This window comes from Amycolatopsis viridis, assembly GCF_011758765.1.
In the GTDB taxonomy this organism is placed as follows: Bacteria; Actinomycetota; Actinomycetes; order Mycobacteriales; family Pseudonocardiaceae; genus Amycolatopsis_E; species Amycolatopsis_E viridis.
The window spans coordinates 5,338,575-5,364,769 of the sequence record NZ_JAANOU010000001.1; the positions used below are offsets into that span (position 1 = coordinate 5,338,575).

Sequence of the window (26,195 nt, forward strand, 5' to 3'; positions counted from 1 at the left end):
GTCACTGCCTCACTTCCGTCGAATCAGCGGGGTCGCTGGACGGGCTCCCCCCAGCGAACGCGCCCAGGTACGCCTGGCGCAAGGCGGGTCCCCGGAGCAGGTCCGGCCCGGGTCCCTCGGCCACGATCCGGCCGTTCTGCATCACGAAGCCCCGGTCGGCGATGCTCAGCGCCCGCTCGACCACCTGCTCCACCAGCAGCAGGCTCAGCCCTTCACCGCGCAGCACCTCGATGGTGTCGAAGACGCGGTCGACCATCACCGGTGCCAGCCCGAGGGACGGTTCGTCGAGCAGCAGCAGCCGCGGCTTGCGCATCAGCGCCTGCCCGATGACCAGCATCTGCTGCTCGCCGCCGCTGAGCACCTCCGCCTGCGCGGACATCCGGGCCCGCAGGAACGGGAACAGCCCCAGCACCCAGTCCAGCCGGTCCCGCTGCTCGGTCTTGCCGAGCCCGGACCGCCACAGGCCGAGGTCGAGGTTCTCCCGCACGGTCATCCCGCGGAAGATCCGCCGTCCCTGCGCGACGTGACCGAGCCCGTGCCGCACCACGGTCTCCGGCGCGGCACGGCTGAGGTCCGTGCCGTCGAAGGTGATCCGGCCCCGGTGGGCACGCCGCAGGCCGGAGATCGTGGCGAGCAAGGTGCTCTTGCCCGCTCCGTTCGCCCCGACGAGCGCGCAGACCTGACCCGGTTCCACGGCCAGAGCGACGTCCTCGACGACGATCGCCGAGCCGTAACCCGCGGTGACGCCGGACAGTTCGAGGAGTGGATCCATCAGCGCCCCAGGTAGACGTCGACAACACGGTCGTCGGACAGGGCCGCCGCCGGTGGCGCGGACAGCAGCGTCGCGCCCTCGTGCAGCACGGTGACCGCATCGGACACCTCGGCGACGAGTTCGATGTGGTGCTCGATAAGCACGACGGTCGCCCCTTCCGCGCGGATCTCCCGCAGCAGCCGCCCGAGTGCGTCGAGCTCGGTCATCGACAGGCCGGCCGCCGGCTCGTCGAGGAGCAGCAGGCTCGGCCGGGCCATCAGCGCGCGGCCGATCTCCAGCAGCCGCTGTTTGCCGTGCGGGAGCGTGCCCGCCTGCTGCCCCGCGACGTCGCCGAGTCCCACGAACCGCAGGTAGGCCATGGCTTCGGCGGCGAGCGCGGTGGCTTCCCGGCGCGCCCACGGCAGACCGGTGGCGATCACCGCCGCCGGTGAGCGCTCCCGCGCGTAGGCACCGAGGAGGACGTTGTCCAGGGCGCTGAGCTCCGGGAGCAGGCGCGGGGTCTGGAAGGTCCGCCCGACCCCGGCGCGAGCCATCCGATGGGGTGACCGGCGGCCGGTGCCGCGCCCACCGAGCTGCACGGTCCCGCCGTCCGCGCGGACGTACCCGGTGATGGTGTTGAGCAGCGTGGTCTTCCCGGACCCGTTCGGCCCGACGACCGCGTGGATGGTGCCCGCGGGAACCTCCAGATCGGCCGAGCGCAGCGCCCGCACCCCGCCGAAGCCCTTGGCCAGGCCCCGTGCCGACAGGCTCAGGGCATCCCGCGGCGGCGCTGCCCCGGACGGTTCCGGCGGCGGTTCGCCCACCGGTGGCGCCGGTGGGCGGCGCGAGCGCCACCAGCGGGACCAGGCGCCGGCGATCCCGTGCGGCGCGTAGACGGCGACCACGAGCAGCACCGCGCCGTAGACCAGCAGGCGCCATTCCGCCAGCGCCCCGAGCAGCTCGGGCAGCACGAAGAACGCCAGCACGCCGACGACCGGGCCGCCGAGCCGCCCCGCGCCGCCGACGATCACCACGAGCAGGAAGAACACCGAGAAGTCGATCGTGAAGTCGTCCGGCGTCACCATGCCCTTGAACCCGGCGAGCAGGGCGCCCGCCGCCCCGGCGAGCACCGCGCTGAGGAAGAACGCGAACACCTTGAGGCGCACGATGTCCGCACCGGACGAGCGGGCGGCCTCCTCGGCGTCGCGGACACTGATCAACCCGCGGCCGATCCGCGAACGCACCAGGTTCCGCAGGACCACGTAGGTGACGACGACGAAAGCGAGGACCAGCCAGAAGAAGCCCGGGTCGTCCAGCGGCAGCCCGCCGACCTCCGGCCGGGGCACGCCGAGGATCCCGGAGAAGCCGCCGGTGATCTCCCGCATCTCGACCAGCAGGCCGTTGACCACCATGCCGAACGCGAGCGTGATGAGCGCGAGGTACCACGCGGTCAGGCGCAGCGCCGGCAACGCCATCAGGCTGCCCACCAGCCCCGCCGCCACCATCGCGGCCGGCAGGGCGGCCCAGAACGACCACCCGTACGTGGTGGTCAGCACCGCCGCGACGTAGGCACCGACCGCGACCAGCGCGCCGTGGCCCAGCGAGACCTGCCCGGCGTAGCCGAACAGCAGGTTCAGACCCATCGCGACGAGGGCGTAGATGCCGACCAGGGTCGCCAGGTAGACCACGTACGGGTCACCGGCGACCAGCGGCAGCGCCGCCGCGACCGCGGCGGCGAGCACGATGCCGGCCGCTCTGGTCCGCGGCCCGGCGATCGCCCGTGGGCGGCGTGCGGTCAGGGTGGCGTCAGACATGCCGCAGCACCCCGCCCGAGCGCCGCAGCCCGGTGGGCCGGACCATCAGGACGACCACGACGACGCCGAACAGGACCGCGGTCTGCATGCCCGGCGAGACGTACCGCGCGCCCACCGCTTCGACGACGCCGAGCAGCCAGCCGGCGACCAGCGCGCCCCGGTGGTCCCCCACTCCGCCCACGATGGCCGCGAAGAACCCGCGGATCAGCAGGCCGAACCCCATGGTCACGGACGCCAGCAGCAGCGGCGCGGCGAGCACGCCGGCGAGCCCGGCCAGCGCGCCGCCGATCAGGAACGACACGCGGCCGATGCGGTCCGGCCGGATGCCCTGCAGCCGCGCGCCGTCCCGGTCCGCGGCGACGGCCCGCACGGCGCACCCGAAGCGGGTCCGGTCGCCGAGCTCGAGGCCGGCGACGAGCACCACGACCACGCCGATCACCACGAGCTGGTAGCTGCTGATCTGCAGCCCCCACAGGTCCATCGGCCGCAGGGACAGCGGCGCGGGAGGCGCTACCGACCGGGGTTCCGCGGTCCAGATCCGGCCCGCGACCTGGCTCAGGATCAGCGAGAAGGCGAGGGTGGTGATGACCCAGCCGGCGGCGTGACCGGAGCGGCGCAGCACCGGTGTGACGGCCAGCCGTTCCTCGAGCAACGCGATCAGGCCGACGACCACGACGACGCAGACCAGCGCGAGCGGCCACGGCAGGCCGCCGAGACCGGTCGCGGCCATCAGCATCGCGCCCACCATCACCAGATCGCCCTGGGCGAAGTTGAGCACGTTCGTCGGGCGGTAGAGCACGTTGAGCCCGATCGCGACGAGCGCGTAGAGGCTCCCGAAGGTCAGCCCGGGAACGAGGATCTCGCTGACCGGATTCACGCGGCCAGCTCCCGGAAGATGCCGCCCGCGGACGCCTCGTCCTTGGCGGAGAGCAGCGTCGCGATCGCGATGGCGTCGTCGCCGATTCCACAGTGGTCGGTCTCGGTGAACGAGATGGGCGCACGGACGCCCTGGTACCCGCGCACCCCGTTCATCGCCGCCCGCAACCGGGCCGGGTCCGTCGTGCGCTCCTGCTCGACGACCACCGCGAGCAGCTTCAGGAAGTCGTAGTACGGGCTGTTGGCGGCGGAGAACGCGAGTTGCCCGGCCTGGGCGCGGATCTTGTTGGCGTAGTCCAGGGCGGGGCCGGACGGCGCGCCGCCCTTGGGGTAGGTCAGGGAGCGGTACGCGGTGCCGTAGAAGTTCCGCAGCAGCTCCACCGGGATCTCGTTGTAGGCGTCGATGTAGTTGAGGTCGTGCGCCACGATCACCGGCGCGAAGCTGCTGTTGGCCATCGCGCGAAGGGACAGCACGGCCGCCTGCGGCTGCCCGCTGAACATGCCGAGCCCCTCGACCCCGGCGCGCGCCAGCTGGTTGAGGTAGGGCGCCATGTCCGGCGCGTTCGGTTCGAAGACCTGCACACCGGCGAGTTCGGTGCGGTAGTTGTCGCGCAGGGTGCGGGTGAACGACTCCTGCATGGACTTGCCGAACTCGGAGTTCTCGGTGAGCAGCCCGATCCGGCGGATACCGCGGGTCTCGAAGAGGAACCTGGCGGCGGCCGCGCCCTGCCTGCTGGTGTTGAACACGAGCTGGTAGTGCGCGGGGAAGCGGTTCCCGTCGCCCAGGATGTCGGCGCCGCCCCAGGCGGACTGGATCGCGTTGCTGCGCGCGAGCGCGGTGACCGACGCAACGGCCTGGGAGCTGCCGGTCGGGCCGACCACGAAGTCCGGCCGGGCGCTGAGCAGCCGCTGGGCAACGGTCGACTGCGTGGCCGGTGATCCCTCGTCGTCCTCCTCGTGCACCTGGATCGCGGCGCCGAGCAGGCCGCCCGCGGCGTTGATCTCCTGCAACGCCAGCTGCGCACCGATGAAGGTCGGTGCGTAGGCGCTGGCGAGGCGCCCGGTTTTGGGCTGGATCCAGCCGAGCTCGGCCTGTGCGTTCGAGCTGCCCGCGCCGCGGCCGGCGCAGGCCGCCAGCCCGGCACCGAGGAGTGCGGTTCCCAGGGCCAGTGCCCCCGACAGGGCGGTCCGGCGGGACAAGCCGGGTACACCGCGGCTCAGGCTGGTATCCATGTGCGCCTCCGTTGGCGTCGCATCACCCGAATCGGGCATGTGTATGAGCGTTTATATACATGGCCCTTCCCGCCCGTCAAGAGACGTGACGAACAGCCCTGAGCACTTGCTACCCGCGCGAGGGAGGGTCATATTGCATGTACGTTCATTCACAACGAGGAGGAGTGAAGCCATGGCCGACGCAGTCCATGTCCTGGGCGGCGCGCAGACCGACTTCGCCGTCAACTGGTCCAAACAGAGCGACAACCCGCTCTTCGACATGCTGGAACAGGCCGTGCGCGACTGCCTCGCCGCGACCGGGCTCGAACCGTCCGACATCGCAACCGCCCACGTCGGCAACTTCGGCGGCGAGCGCTTCGCCGGGCAGTCGCACCTCGGCGCGATGATCCCGATGCTGGACCCGGCCTGGGCCACGCTGCCCACCAGCCGGCACGAAGCCGCCTGCGCGTCCAGCAGCGCCGCCGCGCTGGCCGCGATGGCGGAGATCGAGGCCGGGCGGTACGACGTCGTCCTGGTCGCCGGAGTCGAGCTGATGCGCAACGTCGCCGGCGAGGAGGCGGCGCGCAACCTCGGGTCCGCGGCCTGGACGCCCGAGGAACTGGACACCGACGAGCTGCCCTGGCCCCACCTGTTCGACCGCATCAGCCAGGAGGTGGAACGCCGGTACGGGCTCGACCAGAACCACCTCAACCGCATCGCCGAGCTCAACCGCACCAACGCCCGCCGCAACCCGCTGGCGCAGACCCGCGGCTGGACGGCCGAACCCGGCCACTTCGAGGCCGACGACATCGCCAACCCCATCGTCACCGGCCGCACCCGCAAGAGCGACTGCGGCCGGATCACCGACGGGGCGAGCGCGATCGTGCTGGCCGGCAGCCGGTTCACCGAGTCCTGGCTGCGCGGCTCGCCGGACCGCACGGCCAGCCGGATCAGCGGATGGGGCCACCACACCGCACCACTACCGCTGAGCGCCAAGTTCGCCCACGAGGGGCGCTACCTGTTCCCCAATATCCGGCAGGCGATCACCGACGCCTACGGCCGGGCCGGCGTACGCGGTCCGGAGGACCTCGACGTCATCGAGACACACGACTGCTTCACGATCACCGAGTACGTCGCGATCGACCACTTCGGACTGACCGCGCCCGGGGAGGCCTGGCGGGCCGTCGAGAGCGGGTACATCGACTTCGACGGGCGCCTGCCGGTGAACCCGTCGGGCGGCCTGATCGGCGCCGGGCACCCGGTGGGGGCCACCGGGGTCCGGATGCTGCTGGACGCCCACCGGCAGGTGACCGGAACCGCCGGTGACTACCAGGTGCCAGGGGCGCGCACCGCCGCGACCCTCAACGTCGGCGGCAGCTGCAGCACGGCGGTGAGCTTCGTGGTCACCGCCTGAGCGGGACTTCATCACGTGCCCACCGCCGGGACGGGCTGATCCGTCCCGGAGGTGAACGCGGGCAGTGATCGCAGGGTCGCCCAGCCGCCGCACACCCGCAGCTGGGCGCCGTCCACCATCGTGGACGCGGGGCTGATCAGGTACGTCACCGCCGCGGCGATGTCCTCCGGATCGCACAACCGCCCGGACGGGATCCGCCGCAGCGACGCGGTGACGAACGCGGGGTCGGCGGTGTCGGTCATCGGGGTGCGGACGATGCCCGGCAGCACCGAGTTGACCCGGATGCGGTGGCGCGCCAGCGTCACCGCCAGGTGGGAACTCAGCTGGGCGACCGCGGCCTTGCCCGAGCCGTAGCTGTACAACCCCGGCACCGGCGCGGTCTGCGCGCTCGTGGACGAGACCGAGACGATGTTCCCGCGGTGGCCGGAGGAGATCCACCGCGGGGCGAGCCGTTCCACGGCGTCGGCGAAGGACAGGACGTTGATCCGGTAGGCCTCTTCGCGGTGCCGCCGCGCCTCGGGCTGGTCGTCGCGGGGCAGGACCCCGGCCGCGTGCACGAAGTCGTGCACCGCGCCGGCCTGGCGCACGGCGTCGTCGACCAGGTCGTCGGCGGCACCGGCACGGGACAGGTCGGCGCGGACCGTCCAGGCCCGCCGCCCGAGGTGGTCCCGGATCGCCGCGGCGACCTCGTCCAGCTCGGGGAGCCGCCGTGCCGCGAGCACCACGTCGGCACCGCGGCGGGCCAGTTCGAGAGCGGTTTCCGCGCCGATCCCGCTGCTGGCCCCGGTGACCAGTACCGTTCGACCGTCGAGGGACCACGGTCGAGCCGGCAGCGCCGTGCTGCGGTCCACTTTGGCCGTTCCCGTCGCGCTGACCGGGACGATCCCGGTCTCCAGGCCGCCGTCGAGCGGCAGCACCTCACCGACCATCGCGTCCAGGCCGCGGCTGAGCAGCAGGGTCAGGGCCGCCTGCAGGTCCGCCTCGGTCACCGGGCGGCGGACCACCTGGTGCGCGTGGAGCACCGCCTCGGCCGGCTGGGGCAGCGAATGGCCGAGGAACGGCGCGTAGCCGACGCGGATCGCGTTCATCCGCACCCCGTGCGGCGCCACCCGGGAGGCCAGCTGCTGCCACCAGTGCAGATCCGCGCTCTGCCGGGCGGAACGCTCGACGTGGGCCGAACCGGCCGGCCACGGCAGGGCGTCGGTGACGAGCACCATCCGGCCACCACCAGACCGCGCCATCCGGGTCGCCGCTTCCAGAACCGCCGAACGACGCAGGCAGCCACCGCTGCCGTGCACGCCGAACGCAGCGTTCTCCACCTGGACCGCGCAGAACGCCTCCGCGCCGGTGCCACCGGTGGCGGTCCGGAAACCGGCTCGCTTCAGCAACGCGTGGACCGCGCCGAGTGCGGCGGTCTTACGCGGCGCGTCGATCTCGATCGTCGCCGAACAGGGCCGCAGCGACACCGTCCGGAACGGCGCCGTGCTGGTACTCGTCATGGGACACCTCCGCAGTAGCGCACATCGCGAAACTACGGGCGTCCCGGCCCACCGTCATCGCCCCGCGAGTACCCCTTGGGCACCGCGGGCCGTGACGGGAAGTACTGCCGTATCAGGCTTTTCCGGTGACCTGGACGGGCACCTGCTCGTGCCGGAGGATCCAGGACGCCTCACCCCGCCGGCGGAAGTCGGTGCCGAACCAGCCCGGGTTGTACGCGCTGCCACCGCCGTCGACGAGCAGCGCGGCGCCGTTGACGTAACCGCTGTCGTCGGACACGAGGTAGGCGATCGCGTTGGCGATGTCCTCGGGCTTGCCCAGCCTGCCCAGGGGCGACTCGGCCTCGTTGTAGCTGCGTGCCCCGGTGGCCAGCAGCCCACCGGTCATCGCGGTCTCCGTCACGCCCGGCATCACCGCGTTGACGCGGATGTCGAACTGCCCCAGTTCGTAGGCCATGATTTTCACCATCATGTTCAGCGCCGCCTTGGCCGAGCAGTAGGCGCTGAACAGGGCGACCGGTTCGACGGCCCCGGACGACGAGGTCACCACCATCGCTCCCCCGTTGCCCAGCTCGGCCATCCGGCGCGCCGCGGCCTGGCACATCAGGAACGTCCCGGTCACGTTGATGTCGAAGGTGCGCCGCCAGGTCTTCTCCGGGATCTCCAGGAACGGCCCGAACCGTCCCCAGCCGGCGTTGGCCACGCAGATGTCGAGCCGGTCGTGCCGCGCCAGCCGGTCGAACAACGCCGCCACCTGGTCGGGGTCGGTCTGGTCGCACGGCACCGCCTCGGCCCGGCCACCGGCGTTCTGGATGTCCTTGGCGACGGCTTCGGCGCCCTCGCCGTCGATGTCGGCGATGACGACGGTCGCGCCGTCCTGGCTCAGGCGCCGTGCGGTCGCCTGCCCGATGCCGGACGCGCCGCCGGTCACCAGTGCGACCCGGCCGCCCAGCCGCGCAGCGTCAGCGTTTCCCATGTTCGTTGGTTCCCTTCCCGTTCCCATGTCCAAGTTCTGCTTCACCAGCGGCCGGGCCGCTCGCCCGGAACTGGCGCTAGTTCCGGACCCAGCCGCCGTCGACGAAGAGGACCTGACCGGTGATGTACCGCGCCTCGTCCGACGCCAGCCAGACCGCGGCGCCCGCGACCTCGTCCGGCTGCCCGGTCCGGCTCAGCGGCAGGGTCGCCACGGTCTTCTCCCCGATCCGCCCGAGGTCGGCCGCGTGCCCGGTGTCGGTGTCGATGAAGCCCGGCGCGATCGCGTTGGCCCGGATCCCTTCCCGGCCGAGTTCGACGGCCAGCGACCGGGTCATGGTGAGCAGGCCGCCCTTGGAGGCGTCGTAGGCGATCTGGCGGAAGAACCCGATCACCGCGACCGAGCAGATGTTGACGATCGCGCCGTGCCCGGAGGCGGCGAGGTGGTCGACCGCGGCCTGGCTGAGTACGAACGGCGCCTTGAGGTTGACGTCGATGACCCGGTCCCAGTGCTGCTCGGTCTGCTCCCGCAGCGGCAGCCGGTTGACGATGCCCGCGTTGTTGACCAGGATCGCCAGGCCGTCCAGCCGCTCCGCGGCGGTGGCGACCAGCTCACGGGCGAAGGAGGTGTCCGCGATGTCGCCCGCCAGCGCCACCCCGTCCCCACCCGCCGCCTGGATGCGCTTGAGCGTGGCCTGGGCGGCCTCCGCGTCCAGATCGTTCACCGCGACCCTGGCCCCGTCCGCGGCGAGGCGTTCGGCGATCGCCGCGCCGATGCCGCGTCCGGCACCGGTCACGAGCGCGGCACGTCCTGCAAGGTTCATGGGTTGCTCCACTTCGTTGTGTATGAACGTTCATTTTTATGACGGCAGACCACGCGGTCAAGGCGCGACACCCGGTGGGACTAGCTCGGGTCCAGGTTGAGCAGGCGCGCGCCGTTGCCGTGCAGCCACGCGCACTTCGTGCGCTCGTCCAGCGCCAGCGCGGAGACTTCGGCGGCGAGCGCGCCGGTGGTCATGCCGTGCACCCACTCGATCCCGCCGAAGAGGATCTTGTTGCGGACCGTGGAGGCCCCGTGCAGCAGCAACGGCTCCCAGCCGGATCCGGGCCGGGCCATGAGGCGCGGGCGGTGCGTGGAGAACTCCAGGTAGACGTTGCGGTGCCGCTGGCACAGCGTCATCATCTCCATCACCCACGGCCAGCCGCCGTGCCCGGCGATCACCACGAGGTCGGGGTGCCGCCGCGCGATCTCGTCCAGCTCCCGCCAGGTGCACCAGTTCATCGGCACGCGCGTGGACAGGTTGTGCCCGGTGTGCAGCCACAGCGGCACGCCCAGCTCGCTCACCGTCCGGTAGAACTCGTGCGCCCCCTCCGACACCGGGTCGGCGACGTCCAGGAAGTGGGTCACCGACACCCCGCGCATGCCGAGTTCGAGCACGCAGCGCCGCACCTCGGCGATGGCGGCATCAGGATCGGCGAGGTTCACGCTCCCCCACGCCTGGAGGCGGTCGGGGTGGCGCGCGGCGAACTCGGCGATCCGGTCGCTCACCATCCGGCCGTCCGGCAGCGGCCGCATGCTCGAGTGCAGGACCTGGTACCGCACACCTTCCTCCGCCAGCCGCGCGACGTAGGCGTCCAGGTCGAAGTCGAACACCGGGCTCGCCAGGAGCAGGTCGAGCGCGGCGTCGGGATCCTTGCTCGCCGCGGCGAAGTCCCGCGGGTCGATACCGGCGGTGATCGCGAGCCGCTGGCCGAACAGGCGGAAGTAGTCCGGCGCGTACTCGGCGAACCCGCCGAGGTAGGCGCGCCAGCAGTCGCGGTCGAGCACCATGCCCGACATGTCGACGATCGGGTGCGGGTGGACGGCCATGCATCACCTCTCCGGTTCGCGAAGAGGCCGGGGACCGGTCTCAGCGAACCTTGCTGATGGAACGGAGGACGAGATCGGCGTAGAAGGTCGAGAACGCGGCATCGGACACCGGGCCGTCCGGGCTGAACCAGCCGGCCACCCGGAAGGACATGTCGAGCGCCGCCGTGGCGGCCATCCGCACCGGGTCACCGTTGGGCACCTTGGGCAGTGCGAAGACACCGGCCGCCGCGCCGTCGCGGATGACGTCGGAGACCCGGGCCCGGATACCGAGCCGGAGCCGGCGCACTTCGTCACGGTGCTCCTCGTCGAGCGCGCGCCACTCGTCGCCCACCACGGCTTCCTTGCGGTAGCGCGTGTGGTGCAGCACGAACGCCTCGATCAACCCGCGCAGCCGCTCCTGCGCGGGCGCGTCCGCCGGCACCGCGTCGAGCCTCCGGTCGAGCGTGTTGTGCCCGTCCATGATGATCGAGTACAGCAGCTCTTCCTTGGACCCGAAGTGGTTGTAGAGCGCGCCGGGCGTGAGCCCGCAGGCCTCCGTGATGTCCCGCACCGAGGTCGCGTGAAAGCCCTTGTTGTAGAACAGGCGCGTGCCGGCTTCCTGCAGCCGGACCCGCGGGTGCTGCCCGTTCCTGCTCCGCGTCCTGACCGGCGTCCCCATCGCTTCCCACCGACTTCCGTGCGACCGAGCGGTGCGCCCGGTGGTCGCGCCCCCAGGGCACGACCACCGGGATGTATGATCGTTCATACATCTACCGCGCCGCCCACCTTACCGGAACGGGCGGACCGGCCGATCTGTGACCTGTCGCACGCCCGGGCAACACGGTCAGCACCACACCTCCGTACTGTTGTCGGTGTAGCCGAGCGAGCGGTAGACGGCGTCAACCAGGCTCTGCCCCCGGTCGTTGAGCAGCGTGCCCGGCCCCATGTTGTTCATGGTGTAGCCGAAGGACATGCGGTTGTCCGGCGAGGCGAAGCCCAGGCTGCCGCCGAAACCGGGGTGCCCGAAGGCGTCCGCGGACAGGATGACGCTGTCCCGCAGACCGTAGGGCCGGTGCCGGTTGTCGATCGACCGGAAGTAACCGGCGGAGAACCGGCTGCCGATCAGCAGCGTCTCATCGTGGCCCGCGGAGACCGTCGTCGTCATCCGCGCCAGAGCGCGCCGGTCCACCAGCTCCACTCCGGCGAGCCCGCCACCGCAGGCCAGCGGTGCGTACATCCCGGCCAGCCCGCGGGCGTTGCTGATCCCGCCCGCGGCCCCGATCTCGGCCGCGTGCGCGTTGCGCGAGTCGAAGCCGGTCGGCCCGGGCAGCATGTACCCGCCGGAGTTGGCGAAGATCTGGCCGGGGATGGACTCCGGTTTGGTCGCCGCCATCGTCATGAACAGCGACGGCTCGTCACCCTCGCGGGGCTCGGGGAAGATCATCGGCGCGAGCCGCGGCTCGACCTCCTCCGGGCACCCGATCCAGAAGTCCAGACCGAGCGGACCGGCGACCTCGTCCCGGAAGAACTCGCCGAGCGACTTCCCGGACACCCGGTGGACGACCTCACCGATCAGCCAGCCGAAGGTGAGGGCGTGGTAGCCGTGCCTGGTGCCCGGCTCCCACAACGGCTTCTCCACCTCGAGCGCGCCGATCATCCGGTCCCAGTCGAAGAAAGCGCTGTCCGGCAACGGGGTGCTGATCACCGGCAGTCCACTTTGGTGACTCAGCAGCATCCCGACGGTGATGTCCTCCTTGCCCGACTGGCCGAACTCCGGCCAGTAGCGCGCGACCGGCGCGGCCAGGTCCAGCTGCCCGCGGGACGCGAGCACGTGGGCGCACAGCGCGGTCGCACCCTTGGTGCAGGAGAAGATCACGCTCGCGGTGTCCTGCTCCCACGGGCGGCCGGTCTCCCGGTCGGCGACGCCACCCCACAGGTCCACCACCGGTTCGCCGTCGATCATGACGCAGACCGACGCGCCCACCTCCCCGCGGTCGGCGAAGTTCCGCTCGAACTCCTCGCGGACGCGCGAGAACTCTTCCGCACAGCTACCACCGATCATCGGACTTCCTTTCCTCGGACGCACACCGTCGTGCGCACCGTGTTCATCCCCCAACCGACTGCTGGAGGGATGCCAGCAGCGCCGGAAGCGCCGCCGGAAGCTGCTCGCCCGTGATGCGGGCCGTCTGCTGCCAGCCGTCCAGCAGGCGCGGCAGCAGATCGGGCACCTGCTGCGCCAGTTGCGCGGTCCCGGCCGGAAGCGCGGTCAGCGCCGCGAACCCGGTGCGCGGAACGTCCATCAGGGACCGGATGGTGCCGGCGGCGGCCAGCTTCCCGCCGCACCCGAAGATCGTGCAGCCCTTCGGCGCGTTCGGACCGAGCTGCGCCACGGCGAGGTTGTCGGGCACGCTGACGAACAGGCTCGGGTCGACCGCGCCCGGCTTCGGCGCGACGTACGGCGGCGCCGCCGGCTGCCGGGGCGCGACAGCAGTGTCGACGGACTGCATCAGCAGGCGGAAGAACTCGTACTCGACGCGGCTGGTCTGCCCCGGTGCGACGGCGGTGAGCGGATCGCCCACGTCGACCCGGCTGGGCGGCCAGTTGAGCGTCCCGCTGGAGCGGGTCACCACCATGTCCAGGCTGGGGATCACGAAGATGTGCTGGCCGAAGAACCCGTACGAGAAGTACATGTCGGCCGGTGCGCTGGAGATCATCGGCGCCGGGTTGCGGGTGGCGGCGAAGGCGGACGGGGTGATCCAGTACGGGCCGGCGTTGAGCCAGGTCAGGTACCCGTAGCCGGGGTTGTTCGGGCTCGGCGTGCGCAGCTCACGCAGGTAGCTCTCGGAGATCAGCCGCTTCCCGTGGAAGGTTCCGCTGTTGGCCAGCAGCTGACCGATGCGCCCGAAGTCGTCACCGGGCAGGAACAGGTTCGACCAGCCGTCGGTGTTGCCGTCGCGGTCGCGCAGCCAGAACCAGTGGTCCCGCGGAATGCCGACCGGACCGAAGAGCTCGCGCTGCGCGAAGTCCTGGAGGTCCTCGCCGACGGCGCGCTGCACCACGTAGGCCACCACGGACGGCCCGGTCTGCGAGTACCGGTAGAAGGTCCCGGGCTGGTGGTCGAACGGCAGGGACAGGAACTCGCGGATGCGGTCGGGCATGGCGAGGTTCAGCTCGCGCGTCCAGTTCGCCCGGACGCCGCTGGTCTGGGTCAGCAGCTGGCGGACGGTGACGGCGCGGTGGGCCGCGTCCCCGAGGCCCGGTGGCAGGTACTTCCCGATCGGATCGTCGACGGAGAGGCGGCCGAGGGTGACGGCGCGGCCGGCGAGCAGGGCGGTGATCGTCTTGGTCTGGCTCCAGTTGTTGCCCGGGATGTGACCGAGCAGCGGGTCGAAGATCCCTGTCCCGACGAGACAGTCGTGCCGGTAGACCTGCACCGTCTCCGACCCGTTGACCGAGAGGAGGTTGAGCGCGTGGCCGAGGGTGACGGGATCGAGACCGACCTGCTCGGGGCGCGCGGTCTCGTACCGGTCACCGGCGTCGGCACACCCGGTTCCGCCCGCGGCCGTGGCGCGCTCCGGCGCGACCGCCCCGAGGGTGGTTGCGACCAGCGCCGCGGCCAGCACGCCGGCGAGCACGGCCCACCGGCGCGAGAGTGACAGCTTCATCGATGCCTCTCCGGTTCCTGACAGGTCGGCCTGGCCGGGTACTCAACCCGACCAGACCGACCGTTGTCAATGATCGTTCATATACGGCTGTTCAGACGAAGACCCGCCCGTGAAGTGGTGCACTCGGGGCGCGTCACACGACGCGACAGGTCTCAGCTGTATGAACGTTCATAATGGAACCGGCGGACGGGGGCAACGACGTCCGCTCGAACAGGTGACGGCGCTCGTGCGCCCTAGGAGGGATTCACCCAGCTGGGTGACGTACGCCCCAGGCGCGCAACACGGCCGCGGTGTCGGAACCGGGCTCCCGTGGTGCGGCCGGCAGATCGGGCGCGCTGCGGGAGAACCGCGGCGCCGGGGCGGCCTGGCGGACCCCGCCCAGCTCGACGATCGTGTCGCGCCCGGCGAGCTGTGGTTCGTCGACGGCTTCCGCGAAGTCGAGCACCGGGGTGACGCACGCGTCGGTGCCGGCGAACCGCTCGGCCCACTCGTCCCGGGTCCGGGTCTCGAACGCCTGCTGGAAGGCTTGCCGCACACGCGGCCACCCGGAGCGGTCGAGCTGCTCCGGGAGATCGGCGTCGCGCAGTCCGAGACCGTCGACGAGCTGGGCGTAGAACTGCGGCTCGATCGCGCCGACCGCGACGTGCCGGCCGTCGCGGCACCGGTAGGTGTCGTAGAAGGGCGCGCCGCTGTCCACGAGGTTCGACGCCGGCTCGTCCCGCCACTGACCGACGCCGCGCAGCGCCCACACGCCCTGGGCCAGGGATGTCACGCCGTCCACGATCGCCGCGTCGACCACCTGCCCGAGGCCCGACCGCGCGCGTTCCCACAGCGCCGACAGCACACCCAGGACGAGGTACAGCGATCCGCCGCCGAAGTCCCCGACCAGGTTCAGCGGCGGCGTGGGGCGCGCACCGGCCGTGCCGATCGCGTGCAGCACGCCCGTCACGGCAAGGTAGTTGATGTCGTGCCCGGCCTGGGTGGCGCGCGGCCCGTCCTGACCCCAGCCGGTCATGCGGCCGTAGACCAGGCCCGGGTTGCGGTCCAGGCACTCCTTGGGGCCGATGCCCAGCCGCTCGGTGACCCCGGGCCGGAACCCCTCGATCAGCACGTCGGCCTTCTCGACCAGCGCGAGCACCAGGTCGCGCCCCTCCGGCTGCTTCAGATCGGCCGAGATCGAGCGCCGGCCGCGCATCAGCCAGTCAGCGGTGTCCTCGGGCACCACCCGCAGGCCGCCCCGGGGCCGCTCGACGCGCACCACCTCGGCGCCCAGATCGGCCAGGAGCATGGCCGCATGGGGCCCCGGGCCGATCCCTCCCAGCTCCAGCACGCGCAACCCGTACAACGGTCCCGCCACGGCGGTCCTCCTCCTCGGTCCGGCCGGCGGGAGCGCGTACCTCAGGCGAGCCGCAGCAGCAGCGACGTCGTGTCGCCACCGCCGGAAAGGCCCACCGTCATCGCCGTCCGCCGGCCACTGTCGGCAATCCGCTCGGGAGTACCAGTCAGAGCGCGCGCGGGCAAGCGGGGATAGGGGTTCACCAGGTTCGCCGTGGGGGCCACCCGGTTCTCGGTCAGCATCACGAGACTCGCGAGCACCTTGAGCAGCCCGGCCGCCCCGGGCAGGTGGCCGTAGCACGCTTCCTGCGAGGTCAGCGTGAGCGGCGCGTCGTCGGCGAGGTTCGCGCGCAGGGTCGCCAGCGTCTCGCACAGGAAGTCCTCGAGCTGCCGGTTGCCCTCGGCGAAGTCGCAGAAGAAAGCCAGATCGCCGAGGCCCACCCCGCCGGCCGCGAGGAGGCGCTGGATGTCGGCCGCGCACCCCGTCGGATCGCCGAGGCCCATCGGGTTGCCGCCGCCGTTGCGGGACGAGAACCCGATGAACTCGAGGCCGGTGTCCACCCCGCCGCCGGGGTGCCGGGCGGAGCTCAGCACGGCGGCGGCCGCGCCTTCGGCCGGTGCGTTGCCGGTCTGCACCGCGTCGTGCGGCCGGACGTCCGCCGGATCGTCCGAAATGGACGAAGCGCGGTGGCCGGACCGGCCGGCGTACCCCGTCGCGGACAGGTACAGCGGCTCCAGGATCGTGTCCACCCCGACGACGACCGCGTGCTCGACCTCGCCGCGCGCGACCATGCTCGCGGCGAGCTCGAACCCCCGCAACGAGGTGCTGCACCCGCCGGTCACCGTCAGAGTGGGGATGTCGAGGCCGAGGTTGGTGCACAACCCGGACGCGATGCTGCCCGGCGCCACCTTGGACCAGTAGTCGAAGGCAACACCCGCCGGACCGGCGTCGGCGAACCGGTCCAGCAGCGCGGCCGTCTCCTGCAGGGCGAACTGGAACGACGTCACGATCAGCACCGCGTCCCCGCGGCTGATCTCGGCGGCCGTCAGCTCGGCGTGGTCGAGTGCACCGGCCACCGCGGTGTGCGCCAGCCTGCTCGCGCGCGGCAGCCTGGACAGCAGGCGATCGGGCAGATCCAGGGTCTCCGCACCGGTTCCCGGCACCTGACCGGCGACCCGGATGGGCGTCCCCGGCAGCTCGAACGGCGTGATGGCGCACGTTCCGGCCATCACCGCGTCGGCGAACTCCTTGTAGTCGTGGCAGGGGCGGTCCGCGCCGGGCAACGCGAAACCGGCACCCCGGACCGTGACGGGCTTCCAGGCGGCTTGGGTGGGCAACATCGGAACTCCAGTTCGTGAGTGCTCGCGGGTCACGGCAGGCCGCCGTCGATGGAGTACGACTGGCCGGTGATCGAACGGGCGTGGTCGCTGAGCAGGAAGGCCGTCATCTCGGCCACCTCCTCCGCGTCGATGAGGCGACGGAGGGCGGTGCTCTTCACCGTGCTGCGCCAGTAGCGTTCCCAGGTCAGGTCCGGCGGACCGGCGTGCCGGCGAACGCTGTCCATGAAGTCGCCGCCGAACTGGCTTTCGTCGCGCACCATCTCGGTGTCGGTGAAGCCCGGGCACACGGCGTTGACCCGCACCTGCGTGGGCCCCACCTCCAGGGCCAGCGACCGGACCAGGCCGTTGATCCCCCACTTCGAGGCCGAGTACGAGGTGTTCGCGGGAACTCCGCGTTTGCCGGCCGCGCTCGAGATGAGGACGATCGAACCGCGCCGGCGGTGCATCATCCCCGGCACCACCGCCCGGCAGAACCGGAACGACCCGGCGAGGTTGGTGTCGATCGTGCGCAGCCACGACTCCTCGTCCTGGTCGCACAGGTACTTCTGCCCCATCGCGGTCCCCGCCGCGTTGACCGCGAAGGTGACCGGCCCGTACCGCTCCTCCACCTCGGCGACGGCGGACTGCACCGAATCCAGGTCACGCACGTCACCGGGGCAGGCGAACGCCTCACCACCGGCCGCCACGATCTTCTTCTCCGCCGTGCGCAGGCGCTCCAGGTTCCGGCCGAGCAGCCCGACGGCCGCGCCGCCGGCCGCCAGCACCTCGGCGACCGCGAGGCCGATACCGCTGCCACCACCGGTGACGAACGCCACCTGCCCCTCGAAGCGCGCGCCGGCGCCGGGTTCTTCACGCGATGCGGCCGGGAAAGCCACCGCCATCCACCTCCAGGACGTTGCCGGTCAGGTACTCGTTGTCGATCGCGTGCACGATGGTCCGCGCGACCTCGGACTCCGTCGCGAACCGCCGCAACGGGATGCGCTCACGCAGCCGCGCCATGTGGGCGGCGTGCGCGGGCTTGCGGGCGCACTTGTCCCGCAGCGCGGCACCGTCGATCACGCCCGGCGCCACGCACACCACCCGGATCCCGTGGTCGGCCAGTTCCAGGGCCAGGCTGCGGGTCAGGGACACGATCCCGGCCTTCGCGGCCGCGTACGCGGGCTGCCCCCAGGAGCCGCGCCAGGTCGAGCTGGCGACCGTGACGATGACGCCACCCCGCCGCTGCCGCGCGAACAGCAGCGCCGCCGCCCGCGCCACCCGGAACGTGCCGGTCAGGTTGAGGTCGAGCGTGTCCTGCCAGTCCCGTTCCGAGTGGGCCAGCCACTGCCCGCCGTCGTCGCCGGGCGGGACGAGCAGCCTGCGGGACAGGTTGCGTCCCGCCGTGTTCACGCACGCGGTGACCGGTTCGCCGGCCTCGTCGAGCGCGGCGAAGAGCGCGTCCACGCTCCGCTCGCTCCGCACGTCGACCACCCGGGTCTCCAGGGGGAGCTTCTTGCGCTCGGCGATCTCCGCCACCTCGGCCAGGCGTTCGCCGCCCCGGGCCGCCACGAGCACGCGGCGTCCCGCCTCGGCGAGCAGGAGCGCGGTCGCGAGACCGATCCCGCTGCTGCCGCCGACCACCAGCACGCTGCCGCTGGTGCCCGGCGGCACCGGAACGCCCGTCATCAGTAGATCCGGTACAGCATGGCGCCGGAGTACCAGCCGGCGCCGATCGCCGGGCTGAGCACCAGATCACCCGGCCGGAACCGGCCCGCCGCGATCTCCTCCGCCAGCACGATCGGGATGGACGCGCTGGAGGTGTTCCCCCTGGTCTCGAAGTTCACGATGAACTTCTCCTCCGGGACCGCCAGCGCGGCGCGGACCCGCCGGTGCACGACATCGGTTCCCGGGTGCGGAACCACCCAGTCGATCTCGTCCATGGTCACGCCGGTGCGCCGGAGGATCTCCGCGCAGGACTCGACGATGCTCGAGACCGCGTGGTCCGGCAGGCTGGACTGGCTGCGGATCCAGCCGCGCGGCGCCGCCACCCTGATCACGTCGGCACGCGAACCGTCGCTGTGCAGCACCACGTCGATCAGGCCGCTGCGGTCCGACTTGCTCAGCACCACCGCGCCCGCGGCGTCCGAGGTCACCAGCTCGCCCTTGCTGCCCGGGCGCACCCGTCGGCTGAACTGCTCGCTGCACACGACCAGCGCGTGCCGCGCCTCCGGAACGCAGTGCAGGTAGGCGGCCGCGGTCTGCACGCCGTGCAGGAAACCGACGCAGGCACCGGAGATGTCGAACGCCAGCGTCCGCGGGCTGCCGATCAGTGCGGCCACCTCCGGTCCGTATTCCGGGGTGAACGGCGGTGTGGTCCAGTTCGACAGGACCAGCAGATCCAGCTCGGTCGGTTCCAGGCCCGCGTCCTTCACCGCGGCCTTGCCCGCCTCGGCCGCCATGTACTGGACCGTCTCGGTCTCGCTGCTGCGATGGCGGGAACGCACGGACACCGTGCCCAGCACCGAGGCGTCGATCTCATTGCCGGGCACCGCTGCCACGTCCGAGTTGACGATCTGTTCTTCCGGGTAGTACAGACCGAAGCCCCGGAGCACCAGGCCGGCGGCCTCCCACCGCGGGCCGGCCGCACCGCCCTGTTCGTACGACATCGCTGACAGCACCTTTCCTTCGTGGCTTTTCCGATCAGGCACGCGACGGTTCCCCGTAGCGGAAGACCATGGCTCCCCAGCTGAACCCGCGGCCCACGCTCATCGCGAGCACCCGCTGTCCTCTTCGGATGGTCCCGTCGTGCACGTGCTCCGAGAGACAGCTGGGCACGCTCACGCTGGAGGTGTTGCCGCGGCGGTCGATGTTGACGAGCACCCGTTCCGGCGGAAGTCCCAGGATCTCGCCGACCTCGTCGATGATGTTGATGTTGCCCTGGTGCGGGATGAACCAGTCGATGTCGTCGAGCGTCAGCGCGGACCGGGCGAGCACGTCCCGCGCGGCCTCCGACAGGAACCGGGACGCGACACCGTTGACGACCTTCCCCTTCATGATCATCTTGTCCTGGTCGTCGATGTCGAAGGCGTCGTAGAACTCCGCGTCCGATCGGAGCACCGCGCCCTCCAGCCCGCCCGGCGCGTCCGAGGCCCGCCAGACACCGGCAGCCGCACCGCCGCCGAACAACGCCGCGTTGCGGAACTCGAAGTTGAGGATGGGCCGCGGGTTCTCCGCCGCCACGACCAGCACCGTCCGCACCGCCGGGTTCGCGAGCAGACCCTGCGCCACCACGCTGCCGTGCAGGAAACCGGCGCACGCGACACCGGTGATGTCGAAGGCGAACGCGTGGTCGGCCCCGATGCGTTTCTGCAGCGGCAGAGCCAGATCCATGTACCGGTTCCCGCTGGTCGTCGGGTTGGTCCTCGGCCGCGCGGTCGCGGTCGTGCCGATGACGACGTCCACGTCCGCGGCGTCGACACCCGCGTCCTTGAGCGCCATCGCCGCCGCGCGTTCCGCCATGTCGGCGTGGTGCTCGCCGGGCGGCGGCCAGTGCCGCGCGCCGACCCCGGTGTGCTCGCGGATCCACGCGTCGTCGATGCCCAGGCCGGGGTGCTCGGACTCGAAGTACTCGTTCGTGATCGGGGCGCCGGGGAAGTCGTGTCCCACCCCGGCCAGTTCGACCGGCCGGCCGCCGGACGATTCGGATGTGGTCATCGGTAGAAGCCCTCCGGGTCGAGAGTGCGGAGCAGGGACAGTTCCTCGTCCGTGATCGGCTTCTCCCACTCGGGAGAACTGTCCGGGACGGGCCAGGACGTGCGGTCGCGCAGCGTGGCGACCGGATCCGCGCCGGTGTCCTCGTCCGGCGCCATCCACGTGGCGAGGCGGAACGGCACCGCGGCGGATTCCCGCACGAGGCGCCCGTACTGGGTCGCCACGGTCAGCACGTTCTGGCCGGGGCAGGTCACGAAATGCACCCGCGGCACCAGCTTGCGCGGAGACGCCGGTGCGACCACGAGCGTCTCCAGGTGGGTCGCGAAGTCGTTCGCCCCGCCCGACCCCACCAGGTACCGGCCGTCCGCGGTCCGGCTGCTGTTGATGCGGCCCGCCGGATCGATCTCACCGGCCGAGAGCACGGCCAGCGCCCGGCCGTACCCACCCGCGGTGAGGGCACCGAGGACGTCGAGGCTGTCGCCGTGCGCACGGGACCGGGCCACGTGGGACTGGGCGAACAGGAACGCGTCACCGGCCGCCGGGCTCATGTCGATCAGTCCCAGCTCGGCGTGCACCTGCAAGGCGTGACCGTCCCGGGCCAGCTGCGCCGCCGCCAGCCAGGACGCGATGTGCGCGGTACCGATGCCGGCCAGGAGCGTGCGGTAGCCGGCGGCCCGCACGCGGTCCGCGATCGCCCGGGACGCCACCACGACGTGCCGTTCCCGCCAGGACGGCGCGACCCGCGCGACCGGCCGGCGGATCGGGTCCAGCCGCCGCAGCGCGGCCAGCCGGTCGGGGCCGAGCTCGGTGAGGTAGTCCAGGTGCCCGGCCGGGGCGAGCACCCACCGGTCGAACCAGCTGTCCGGCCCGCCCGGCCGCGCGAAGGTGCCGGCGAGTTCGGCGAGGAAGGCGTAGTCGTCCCGGTAACCGGCGAAACCGCACTCCGGCCACGGGGGAAGCCCCTGCGGGTGCGCACCGAACTCGCAGCGCGCGATACCGAGCACCCGGTCGGCCGGGATGGACACCCCGCCGCGGGGCGGGGTGTCCACCACTCGCTCGACGGTCGCCAGGACACCGCGGCGCGCCGCCATCGCACCCCACCAGCCCTCGCCGCGCGGACCGTTGAGGTAGAGGTTTCCCCGCCGGTCCGCGCACGTGGCGTGCAGCAACGTGACGTCCGGGCGCAGCGCCGGAACGGTGAGGCAGTCCCGGGCATCCGGCACCTCGGCGGGAAGCCGCGTGCCCCGGCTCTCCAGATCGGAACCGGCGAGCGACGTCGTGACCGCGACCGGGTTCCCGCACGCACCGGCGATCAACCGCTGGAGGAGCGCGAGCAGGCTCCACTCCTCGACGGTGAACGGCTTTCCCTCCGGCAGGTGCGCGTACAGCGGGTTCGGCCGCGGTGACGGATAGGTGTCACCGGCGAAACAGGTGATCGCGTGCCGGACGACACCGGCGATCGCCAGCGCGTGCATGTTGGCGTGGAAGGCGTTGCTGCTGACGTCGAAGACCGCGCGGCCGCGGAACACCCGCGCCACGGCGAGCAGCAGGGCGTTGGGCCGCGACATGGTCGACGCCACGTGCACGTGCATGCCCGGCACCAGGTGGCGCCGGCACAGCGCGTCCGGGTCCTCGATGATCTGCGGTGTCATGCCACCTTCTCCAGCGCCACCGCCGAACTCTGGCTGCCGATGGCGAACGACAACGACAACGCCCGGCGCACGAGGGCCGGTCGCGCGCCTTCCTGCACGTGGTCGTGGTCGCACTCCGGGTCGACCTCGACGCAGTTGATCGTCGGGACCAGACACTGGTTCCGCAGCACCAGGGCGACGGCCGCGCAGTTCAGCAGCCCGGAAGCCCCGAGCAGGTGACCGAACACCGGCTTGATCGACCCGAGCGGTGGCCACCCCGCGCGGTCGTCGCCGTACACCAGCCGCAGGGCCCGGCTCTCCGCCACGTCGTTGTACCGGGTGGCGGTGCCGTGACCGCAGATGTAGTCCAGGTCCTCGACGGGATGACCGGCGGCGGCCGTCGCCTTGCTGATGAGCTCGGCCGTGAACCGGCCGCTCAGGTCCATCCGCGTGGCGTGGCCCGCTTCGCTCAGGCTGACGGCGGACCCGACCGCGGCGTAGGGCTGCCGCTGCCGGCGCTCGGCGTGCGCCCGGGTCTCCAGGACCATGGCCACCGCGCCCTCGCCGAACGCGAACCCGTCCCGGCGGCGGTCGTAGGGCTTGATGGTCTGCCGGGGATCGCCCTGGGCGCGGGACAGCACACCGGCGCTCGGCGAGGAGTACAGCCGGAGCATCTCCGGCACGAACGGCGTCTCGTGGCCGACGAGGATCATCACGTCGGCCTGCCCGGCGCGCAGCGACTGGACGGCGAAGGCGATCGACTGGTGACCGGCGACGCACGCGTTGCTGAGGGTCGTGACGGTGCCCTGCGCGCCGAGCCGGATCGCGCTGAGGGTCGCCGGGCTCCCCGGGAGCGAGGCGAAGATCGCCTGATCGACGTCGATCGGCGGGTTCTCCGGATCGAGCGCGCGACCGCGGGCGGTCTGCGACCACCACTCGATCGGCCCGCGGGAACTCGAGCCGATCACACCCACGCGCTGTGGTTCGGTGACGGAGTCCCCGATGGTCAGATCCGCGTCGCGCCTGGCCTGCTCGACCGCGGAGAGGACCATCAGGATTTCCCGGCTGTACCGCTTCGTGAACGCGTCCGGCAGGTCCGGCACGTGCTTGGTGTGGTCGAAGTCGCGGACCCTGGCACCGACGCGGCTCACGCTCCCGGCGGTCACGCCCCCGGTGATCGTCTCCGGGAGGACGTCGATCTGGGAGACCCCGTCGCGCAGCGTCCGCCACACGTCGTCCCGGCTTTCCGCGCCGGGCAGCACGAATCCCAGTCCGGTGATGACAACTTGCTGGTCGTCGTTCGTCTGCTGCATTTTCACGTTTCTCCGATCACGGCGTCCGGCGCTGAACCGGAGAGCCGCGAGATGTGGGGACCGTTCAATGACCGGTGAAGTGCGGTTTCCTGCCTTGCAGTAGCGCGCTCAGGCCTTCGCCGCTGTCCGCGACCTCGGCGTGGCTGCGCCGGTGGAACCGGTCCTGCATCCGCAGAGCGGAGAGCACCGGCTGCTCGACCGAGCGCTCGCGCAGTTCCTTGTACAGAGCGATCGCCTTCGTCGGACCGTGGGCGAGGTCGCGGGCGAGCCGCTGTGCCTCGTCCACGACCTGCCCGTCCTCGGGAACCAGCCGGTCCAGGAGACCGATCCGGTGTGCTTCGTCCGCGCCGACGAGGCGTCCCGAGAGGAAGATCTCGGTCGCCCGGGCCGGGCCCACCACGCGCCGCAGCATCGCGCCGATGCCGACGTGCCCCACCCGGATCAGACCGCACCCGATCCGGCTCCCCGGCCCGCCGATGCGCAGGTCGGCAGCGCACGCGATCTCCGTGCCCGGTCCGATGGCCACGCCGTTCACCGCGGCGAGCACCGGTTTCGGTGCGAGCACGATTTCCTCGCAGAGCCGCACGTAGAACGCGTCCGCGGTGTCGGCCGACGCGGGGGCCGCCGCGACGTCACCGTCGGCGTACCTCCGCAGCGAGTCCAGATCGTCGCCGGAACAGAAAAAGCCGCCGCTGCCCTGCAGCACCACCGCGCGGACGCGTTGGTCGGCAGCACCGTCCGCCACCGCGGCGAGCATTGCTTTTCCCGTTTCGAAATCGAGTCCGTTACCACTTTCCGGCCGGTTCAGCGTGACGGTCAGCACACCGTCCTGGCAGTCCAGCTGAACTGGTGCCGGCATTTGTGATCCCTTCTCCCGGCAGGTGGCGGCGACAATTCAAGGAAACCGTCTCACCGGATCCGGCGGCAGACCTTCCGAGTACCAATTCCGGGAGCACGGAAGGACCGCCGGTACCACCGTCAGGATGCGAGGGACGACGGGCGGGCCGCCGGGAAGTCAGTCGACCGCGTCCGCGGACGGGGAACCCGGTCGACGCGTGCTTCCACCGACCGGAAGAGCTCCTTCCTGCTGCCGAAGCCCAGCTTCTGCAGGACCTTGCTCACGTAGTTCTTGACCGTCTGCTGGGCGAGGCACAGTTCGTCGGCGATCTCCTCGTTCGACCGCCGCTTCAGCAGCAGGGAGAGCACCTCCTGCTCCCGGTTGGTCAGGTCGGCGCCGGGCAGCCGGGCGGACTCCGCGCTCCGCGGCGTGGTCTCGCCGAGCACCCACGCCCGGCGGCCCGAGCAGGTCGCTTCCACCACTTCCAGCACCTCGGCGCAGCTGGCGAACTTGTGGAGGAAGCTGTCCGCTCCGGCGTTGAGCGCCGCGGCGATGGCCGCCGGCGCGGCGTCGCCGCTGATCACGATGGCCGGCACGTCCGGCCGCCGGTCCTTGACGAACCGGCACACCCGCAGTCCGGTTCCGCCGCCGGGCAGCGTGAGGTCGGTGATGACCAGGCCGGGCAGCTCCTCCGCGCAGTGCCGCAGCGCCTCCTGTTCCGTGGCCGCCTCCACGACCTCGCCGACCGCGTCGAGTTGCTCGATCAGACTGCGCAGGCCGAACCTGAGCAGGGGCTGCTGCAGCACGACCAGAACCCTCAGTCCAGGTGCCATCATTCGGTCCCCCATCGTCGAATTGCGGATACCCTAGGTACCGAAATACCGCGCGCCCGCAATATCGACAGCGAGTCAGAAATCCGCGTGATCATGCGGAGAAGCATCGAACCGGGACGCCGACACCGGTGTCGGGTACTTCAGCACACGCACTCCCATCATTCTTGCCAGCGTCCCCCACCCCGGCAATACGGTAAACGTCAAGTTCTGTCCAATGGGCGCCTGGCCCCCTTTTTCGAGATCATTCCCGCAAAGTCGCCGAAGGACTCTCCCCGAACCGCCGGCGATAAATAACCGAAAAACGACCGGGATGCGGGAATCCCCAACGGGAGGCGATCTCACCCACCGTCGCGTGCTCCGGCCGGCGCGCCCGGAGCTCGTCCCGCACGCGCTGCAGCCGGACGTCGTTGAGGTACTCGCGCGGGGTCATCCCCAGCTGCTCCCGGAACCCGCGCTGGAGCGTGCGCACCGCGACCCCGGTGACCCTCGCCAGGCTGCCGGTCGTGTGCTCCCACTCCGGGTGGTTCTGCATGATGTCGACCGCGAGCCGCACCGGGCGGGACGGCGCCGGCCGGGTGTTGCGCTCGAGGAGCTGGTGCTGGAACGGGTGCGGCTGAGCCAGCAGCAGCCCGGTCAGCAACCCGGACTCGAACTCCGCCGCGGCGAGCGGGTGCTCGATCATGGTGTCCGGCTGGTCGAGCAGGGTGACCAGTGTCCGGAAGCCGGCCACCCACGACCGGCCCGGTCCGGCGTCGAGGGGCATGGTGGGCGCGAACCGCAGCGGCTGGTGCGGGGCGCTGCCCAAGAGCCTGCCGAGGTGTGCTTCCAGCGCCACCCGTTCGATCCGGTACACGAGGTGCGCGCAGTCCGCGGACCAGTTCATGACGAGCGAACGGTCCGGTGGCAGTACCGCCGCGGCGCCGCGATGGGTGCGGACCTGCTCGCCGGCGTACTCGATCCGGCATTCCCCGGCGAGGGGAACGAGCACGGCGAAGTACGTGCGTTCTTCCGGCTCGATGAGCACGTCACCGCCGTAGGCCAGGTAGGAGACGCTGGTGCCGTCGCCGACCCGCTTGGTGTGCAGCCGGGCGTCGATACCGTTCGCGAGGTCGAGCGGCTCGAGGTTGTGCGCGCAGAAGGCGCGCGCGGTCATGTCACGGGTGTA

Annotated in this window: 23 protein-coding genes; 1 reads left to right on the forward strand and 22 read right to left on the reverse strand. The window is 71.6% G+C overall.

Annotation, left to right across the window (positions count from 1 at the left end; translation table 11 throughout):
- Position 1: 1 nt before the first annotated feature.
- Genes FHX46_RS26425 through FHX46_RS26440 form a run of 4 tightly spaced genes read right to left on the reverse strand, consistent with a single transcriptional unit; the run spans position 2 to position 4,674 of the window.
- Positions 2–772 (reverse strand): ABC transporter ATP-binding protein, encoded by a 771-nt coding sequence (locus tag FHX46_RS26425; protein ID WP_167120291.1) that lies wholly within the window; start codon positions 770–772, stop codon positions 2–4.
- Positions 772–2,565 carry a branched-chain amino acid ABC transporter ATP-binding protein/permease gene (locus FHX46_RS26430; RefSeq protein ID WP_167120294.1) on the reverse strand — a complete coding sequence of 598 codons (1,794 nt, stop codon included), beginning with the start codon at positions 2,563–2,565 and terminating at the stop codon, positions 772–774. Before FHX46_RS26430 ends, FHX46_RS26425 begins: the two co-directional genes overlap by 1 nt.
- Complete coding sequence (locus tag FHX46_RS26435; protein WP_167120297.1) at positions 2,558–3,442, reverse strand: branched-chain amino acid ABC transporter permease; 885 nt, start codon at positions 3,440–3,442, stop codon at positions 2,558–2,560. Before FHX46_RS26435 ends, FHX46_RS26430 begins: the two co-directional genes overlap by 8 nt.
- Positions 3,439–4,674, reverse strand: a complete 1,236-nt coding sequence (locus FHX46_RS26440; RefSeq protein WP_167120300.1) for an ABC transporter substrate-binding protein — start codon at positions 4,672–4,674, stop codon at positions 3,439–3,441. The genes FHX46_RS26435 and FHX46_RS26440 overlap by 4 nt, the downstream gene beginning before the upstream one ends.
- 172 nt (positions 4,675–4,846) lie before the next feature.
- Here FHX46_RS26440 and FHX46_RS26445 point away from each other — a divergent pair, with 172 nt between their 5' ends.
- Positions 4,847–6,067, forward strand: a complete 1,221-nt coding sequence (locus FHX46_RS26445) for an acetyl-CoA acetyltransferase (RefSeq protein WP_167120303.1) — start codon at positions 4,847–4,849, stop codon at positions 6,065–6,067.
- A gap of 11 nt (positions 6,068–6,078) precedes the next feature.
- On the opposite strand, the gene FHX46_RS26450 is transcribed toward FHX46_RS26445, so the two are convergent.
- From FHX46_RS26450 to FHX46_RS26535, 18 genes are all read right to left on the reverse strand, one after another.
- A complete protein-coding gene (locus tag FHX46_RS26450) occupies positions 6,079–7,566 on the reverse strand; it encodes an SDR family NAD(P)-dependent oxidoreductase (protein WP_167120305.1) in 1,488 nt (495 codons plus the stop codon).
- Positions 7,567–7,678: 112 nt separating this feature from the next.
- Complete coding sequence (locus tag FHX46_RS26455) at positions 7,679–8,539, reverse strand: SDR family NAD(P)-dependent oxidoreductase (RefSeq protein WP_167120308.1); 861 nt, start codon at positions 8,537–8,539, stop codon at positions 7,679–7,681.
- 76 nt (positions 8,540–8,615) lie between these two features.
- Complete coding sequence (locus FHX46_RS26460) at positions 8,616–9,359, reverse strand: SDR family NAD(P)-dependent oxidoreductase (RefSeq protein WP_167120311.1); 744 nt, start codon at positions 9,357–9,359, stop codon at positions 8,616–8,618.
- Between the two features lie 80 nt (positions 9,360–9,439).
- Positions 9,440–10,405, reverse strand: a complete 966-nt coding sequence (locus tag FHX46_RS26465; RefSeq protein ID WP_167120314.1) for an amidohydrolase family protein — start codon at positions 10,403–10,405, stop codon at positions 9,440–9,442.
- A gap of 40 nt (positions 10,406–10,445) precedes the next feature.
- Complete coding sequence (locus tag FHX46_RS26470; protein ID WP_167120317.1) at positions 10,446–11,063, reverse strand: TetR/AcrR family transcriptional regulator; 618 nt, start codon at positions 11,061–11,063, stop codon at positions 10,446–10,448.
- A gap of 165 nt (positions 11,064–11,228) precedes the next feature.
- On the reverse strand, positions 11,229–12,446 hold the full coding sequence (locus FHX46_RS26475; RefSeq protein ID WP_167120320.1) for a serine hydrolase domain-containing protein: 1,218 nt from the start codon (positions 12,444–12,446) through the stop codon (positions 11,229–11,231).
- Positions 12,447–12,489: 43 nt separating this feature from the next.
- Positions 12,490–14,049 carry a serine hydrolase domain-containing protein gene (locus FHX46_RS26480; RefSeq protein ID WP_167120323.1) on the reverse strand — a complete coding sequence of 520 codons (1,560 nt, stop codon included), beginning with the start codon at positions 14,047–14,049 and terminating at the stop codon, positions 12,490–12,492.
- Positions 14,050–14,293: 244 nt separating this feature from the next.
- The gene (locus tag FHX46_RS26485; protein ID WP_167120326.1) at positions 14,294–15,406 is read right to left on the reverse strand and encodes a CaiB/BaiF CoA transferase family protein; all 1,113 of its coding nucleotides are present in this window, start codon (positions 15,404–15,406) and stop codon (positions 14,294–14,296) included.
- A 41-nt stretch (positions 15,407–15,447) separates the two neighbouring features.
- The gene (locus FHX46_RS26490; RefSeq protein ID WP_167120329.1) at positions 15,448–16,725 is read right to left on the reverse strand and encodes a beta-ketoacyl synthase N-terminal-like domain-containing protein; all 1,278 of its coding nucleotides are present in this window, start codon (positions 16,723–16,725) and stop codon (positions 15,448–15,450) included.
- Between the two features lie 29 nt (positions 16,726–16,754).
- Positions 16,755–17,600 (reverse strand): SDR family NAD(P)-dependent oxidoreductase, encoded by an 846-nt coding sequence (locus tag FHX46_RS26495; protein ID WP_208400293.1) that lies wholly within the window; start codon positions 17,598–17,600, stop codon positions 16,755–16,757.
- Positions 17,575–18,390, reverse strand: a complete 816-nt coding sequence (locus FHX46_RS26500) for an SDR family NAD(P)-dependent oxidoreductase (protein WP_167120336.1) — start codon at positions 18,388–18,390, stop codon at positions 17,575–17,577. Before FHX46_RS26500 ends, FHX46_RS26495 begins: the two co-directional genes overlap by 26 nt.
- Positions 18,390–19,370, reverse strand: a complete 981-nt coding sequence (locus tag FHX46_RS26505; protein WP_167120339.1) for a ketoacyl-ACP synthase III — start codon at positions 19,368–19,370, stop codon at positions 18,390–18,392. The genes FHX46_RS26500 and FHX46_RS26505 overlap by 1 nt, the downstream gene beginning before the upstream one ends.
- A 34-nt stretch (positions 19,371–19,404) precedes the next feature.
- Entirely contained in the window at positions 19,405–20,418 is a 1,014-nt protein-coding gene (locus FHX46_RS26510) for a 3-oxoacyl-ACP synthase III family protein (RefSeq protein WP_167120342.1), read from the reverse strand.
- Positions 20,415–22,067, reverse strand: coding sequence for a CoA-transferase (locus FHX46_RS26515; protein ID WP_167120345.1), 1,653 nt, complete (start codon positions 22,065–22,067; stop codon positions 20,415–20,417). The genes FHX46_RS26510 and FHX46_RS26515 overlap by 4 nt, the downstream gene beginning before the upstream one ends.
- Complete coding sequence (locus FHX46_RS26520) at positions 22,064–23,359, reverse strand: beta-ketoacyl-[acyl-carrier-protein] synthase family protein (RefSeq protein WP_167120348.1); 1,296 nt, start codon at positions 23,357–23,359, stop codon at positions 22,064–22,066. The genes FHX46_RS26515 and FHX46_RS26520 overlap by 4 nt, the downstream gene beginning before the upstream one ends.
- 64 nt (positions 23,360–23,423) lie before the next feature.
- Entirely contained in the window at positions 23,424–24,218 is a 795-nt protein-coding gene (locus FHX46_RS26525) for an enoyl-CoA hydratase/isomerase family protein (RefSeq protein ID WP_167120351.1), read from the reverse strand.
- Positions 24,219–24,337: 119 nt separating this feature from the next.
- Positions 24,338–25,003, reverse strand: coding sequence for a response regulator transcription factor (locus FHX46_RS26530; RefSeq protein WP_208400294.1), 666 nt, complete (start codon positions 25,001–25,003; stop codon positions 24,338–24,340).
- A gap of 268 nt (positions 25,004–25,271) precedes the next feature.
- Positions 25,272–26,183 carry an AraC family transcriptional regulator gene (locus FHX46_RS26535; RefSeq protein WP_167120354.1) on the reverse strand — a complete coding sequence of 304 codons (912 nt, stop codon included), beginning with the start codon at positions 26,181–26,183 and terminating at the stop codon, positions 25,272–25,274.
- Positions 26,184–26,195: the final 12 nt, after the last annotated feature.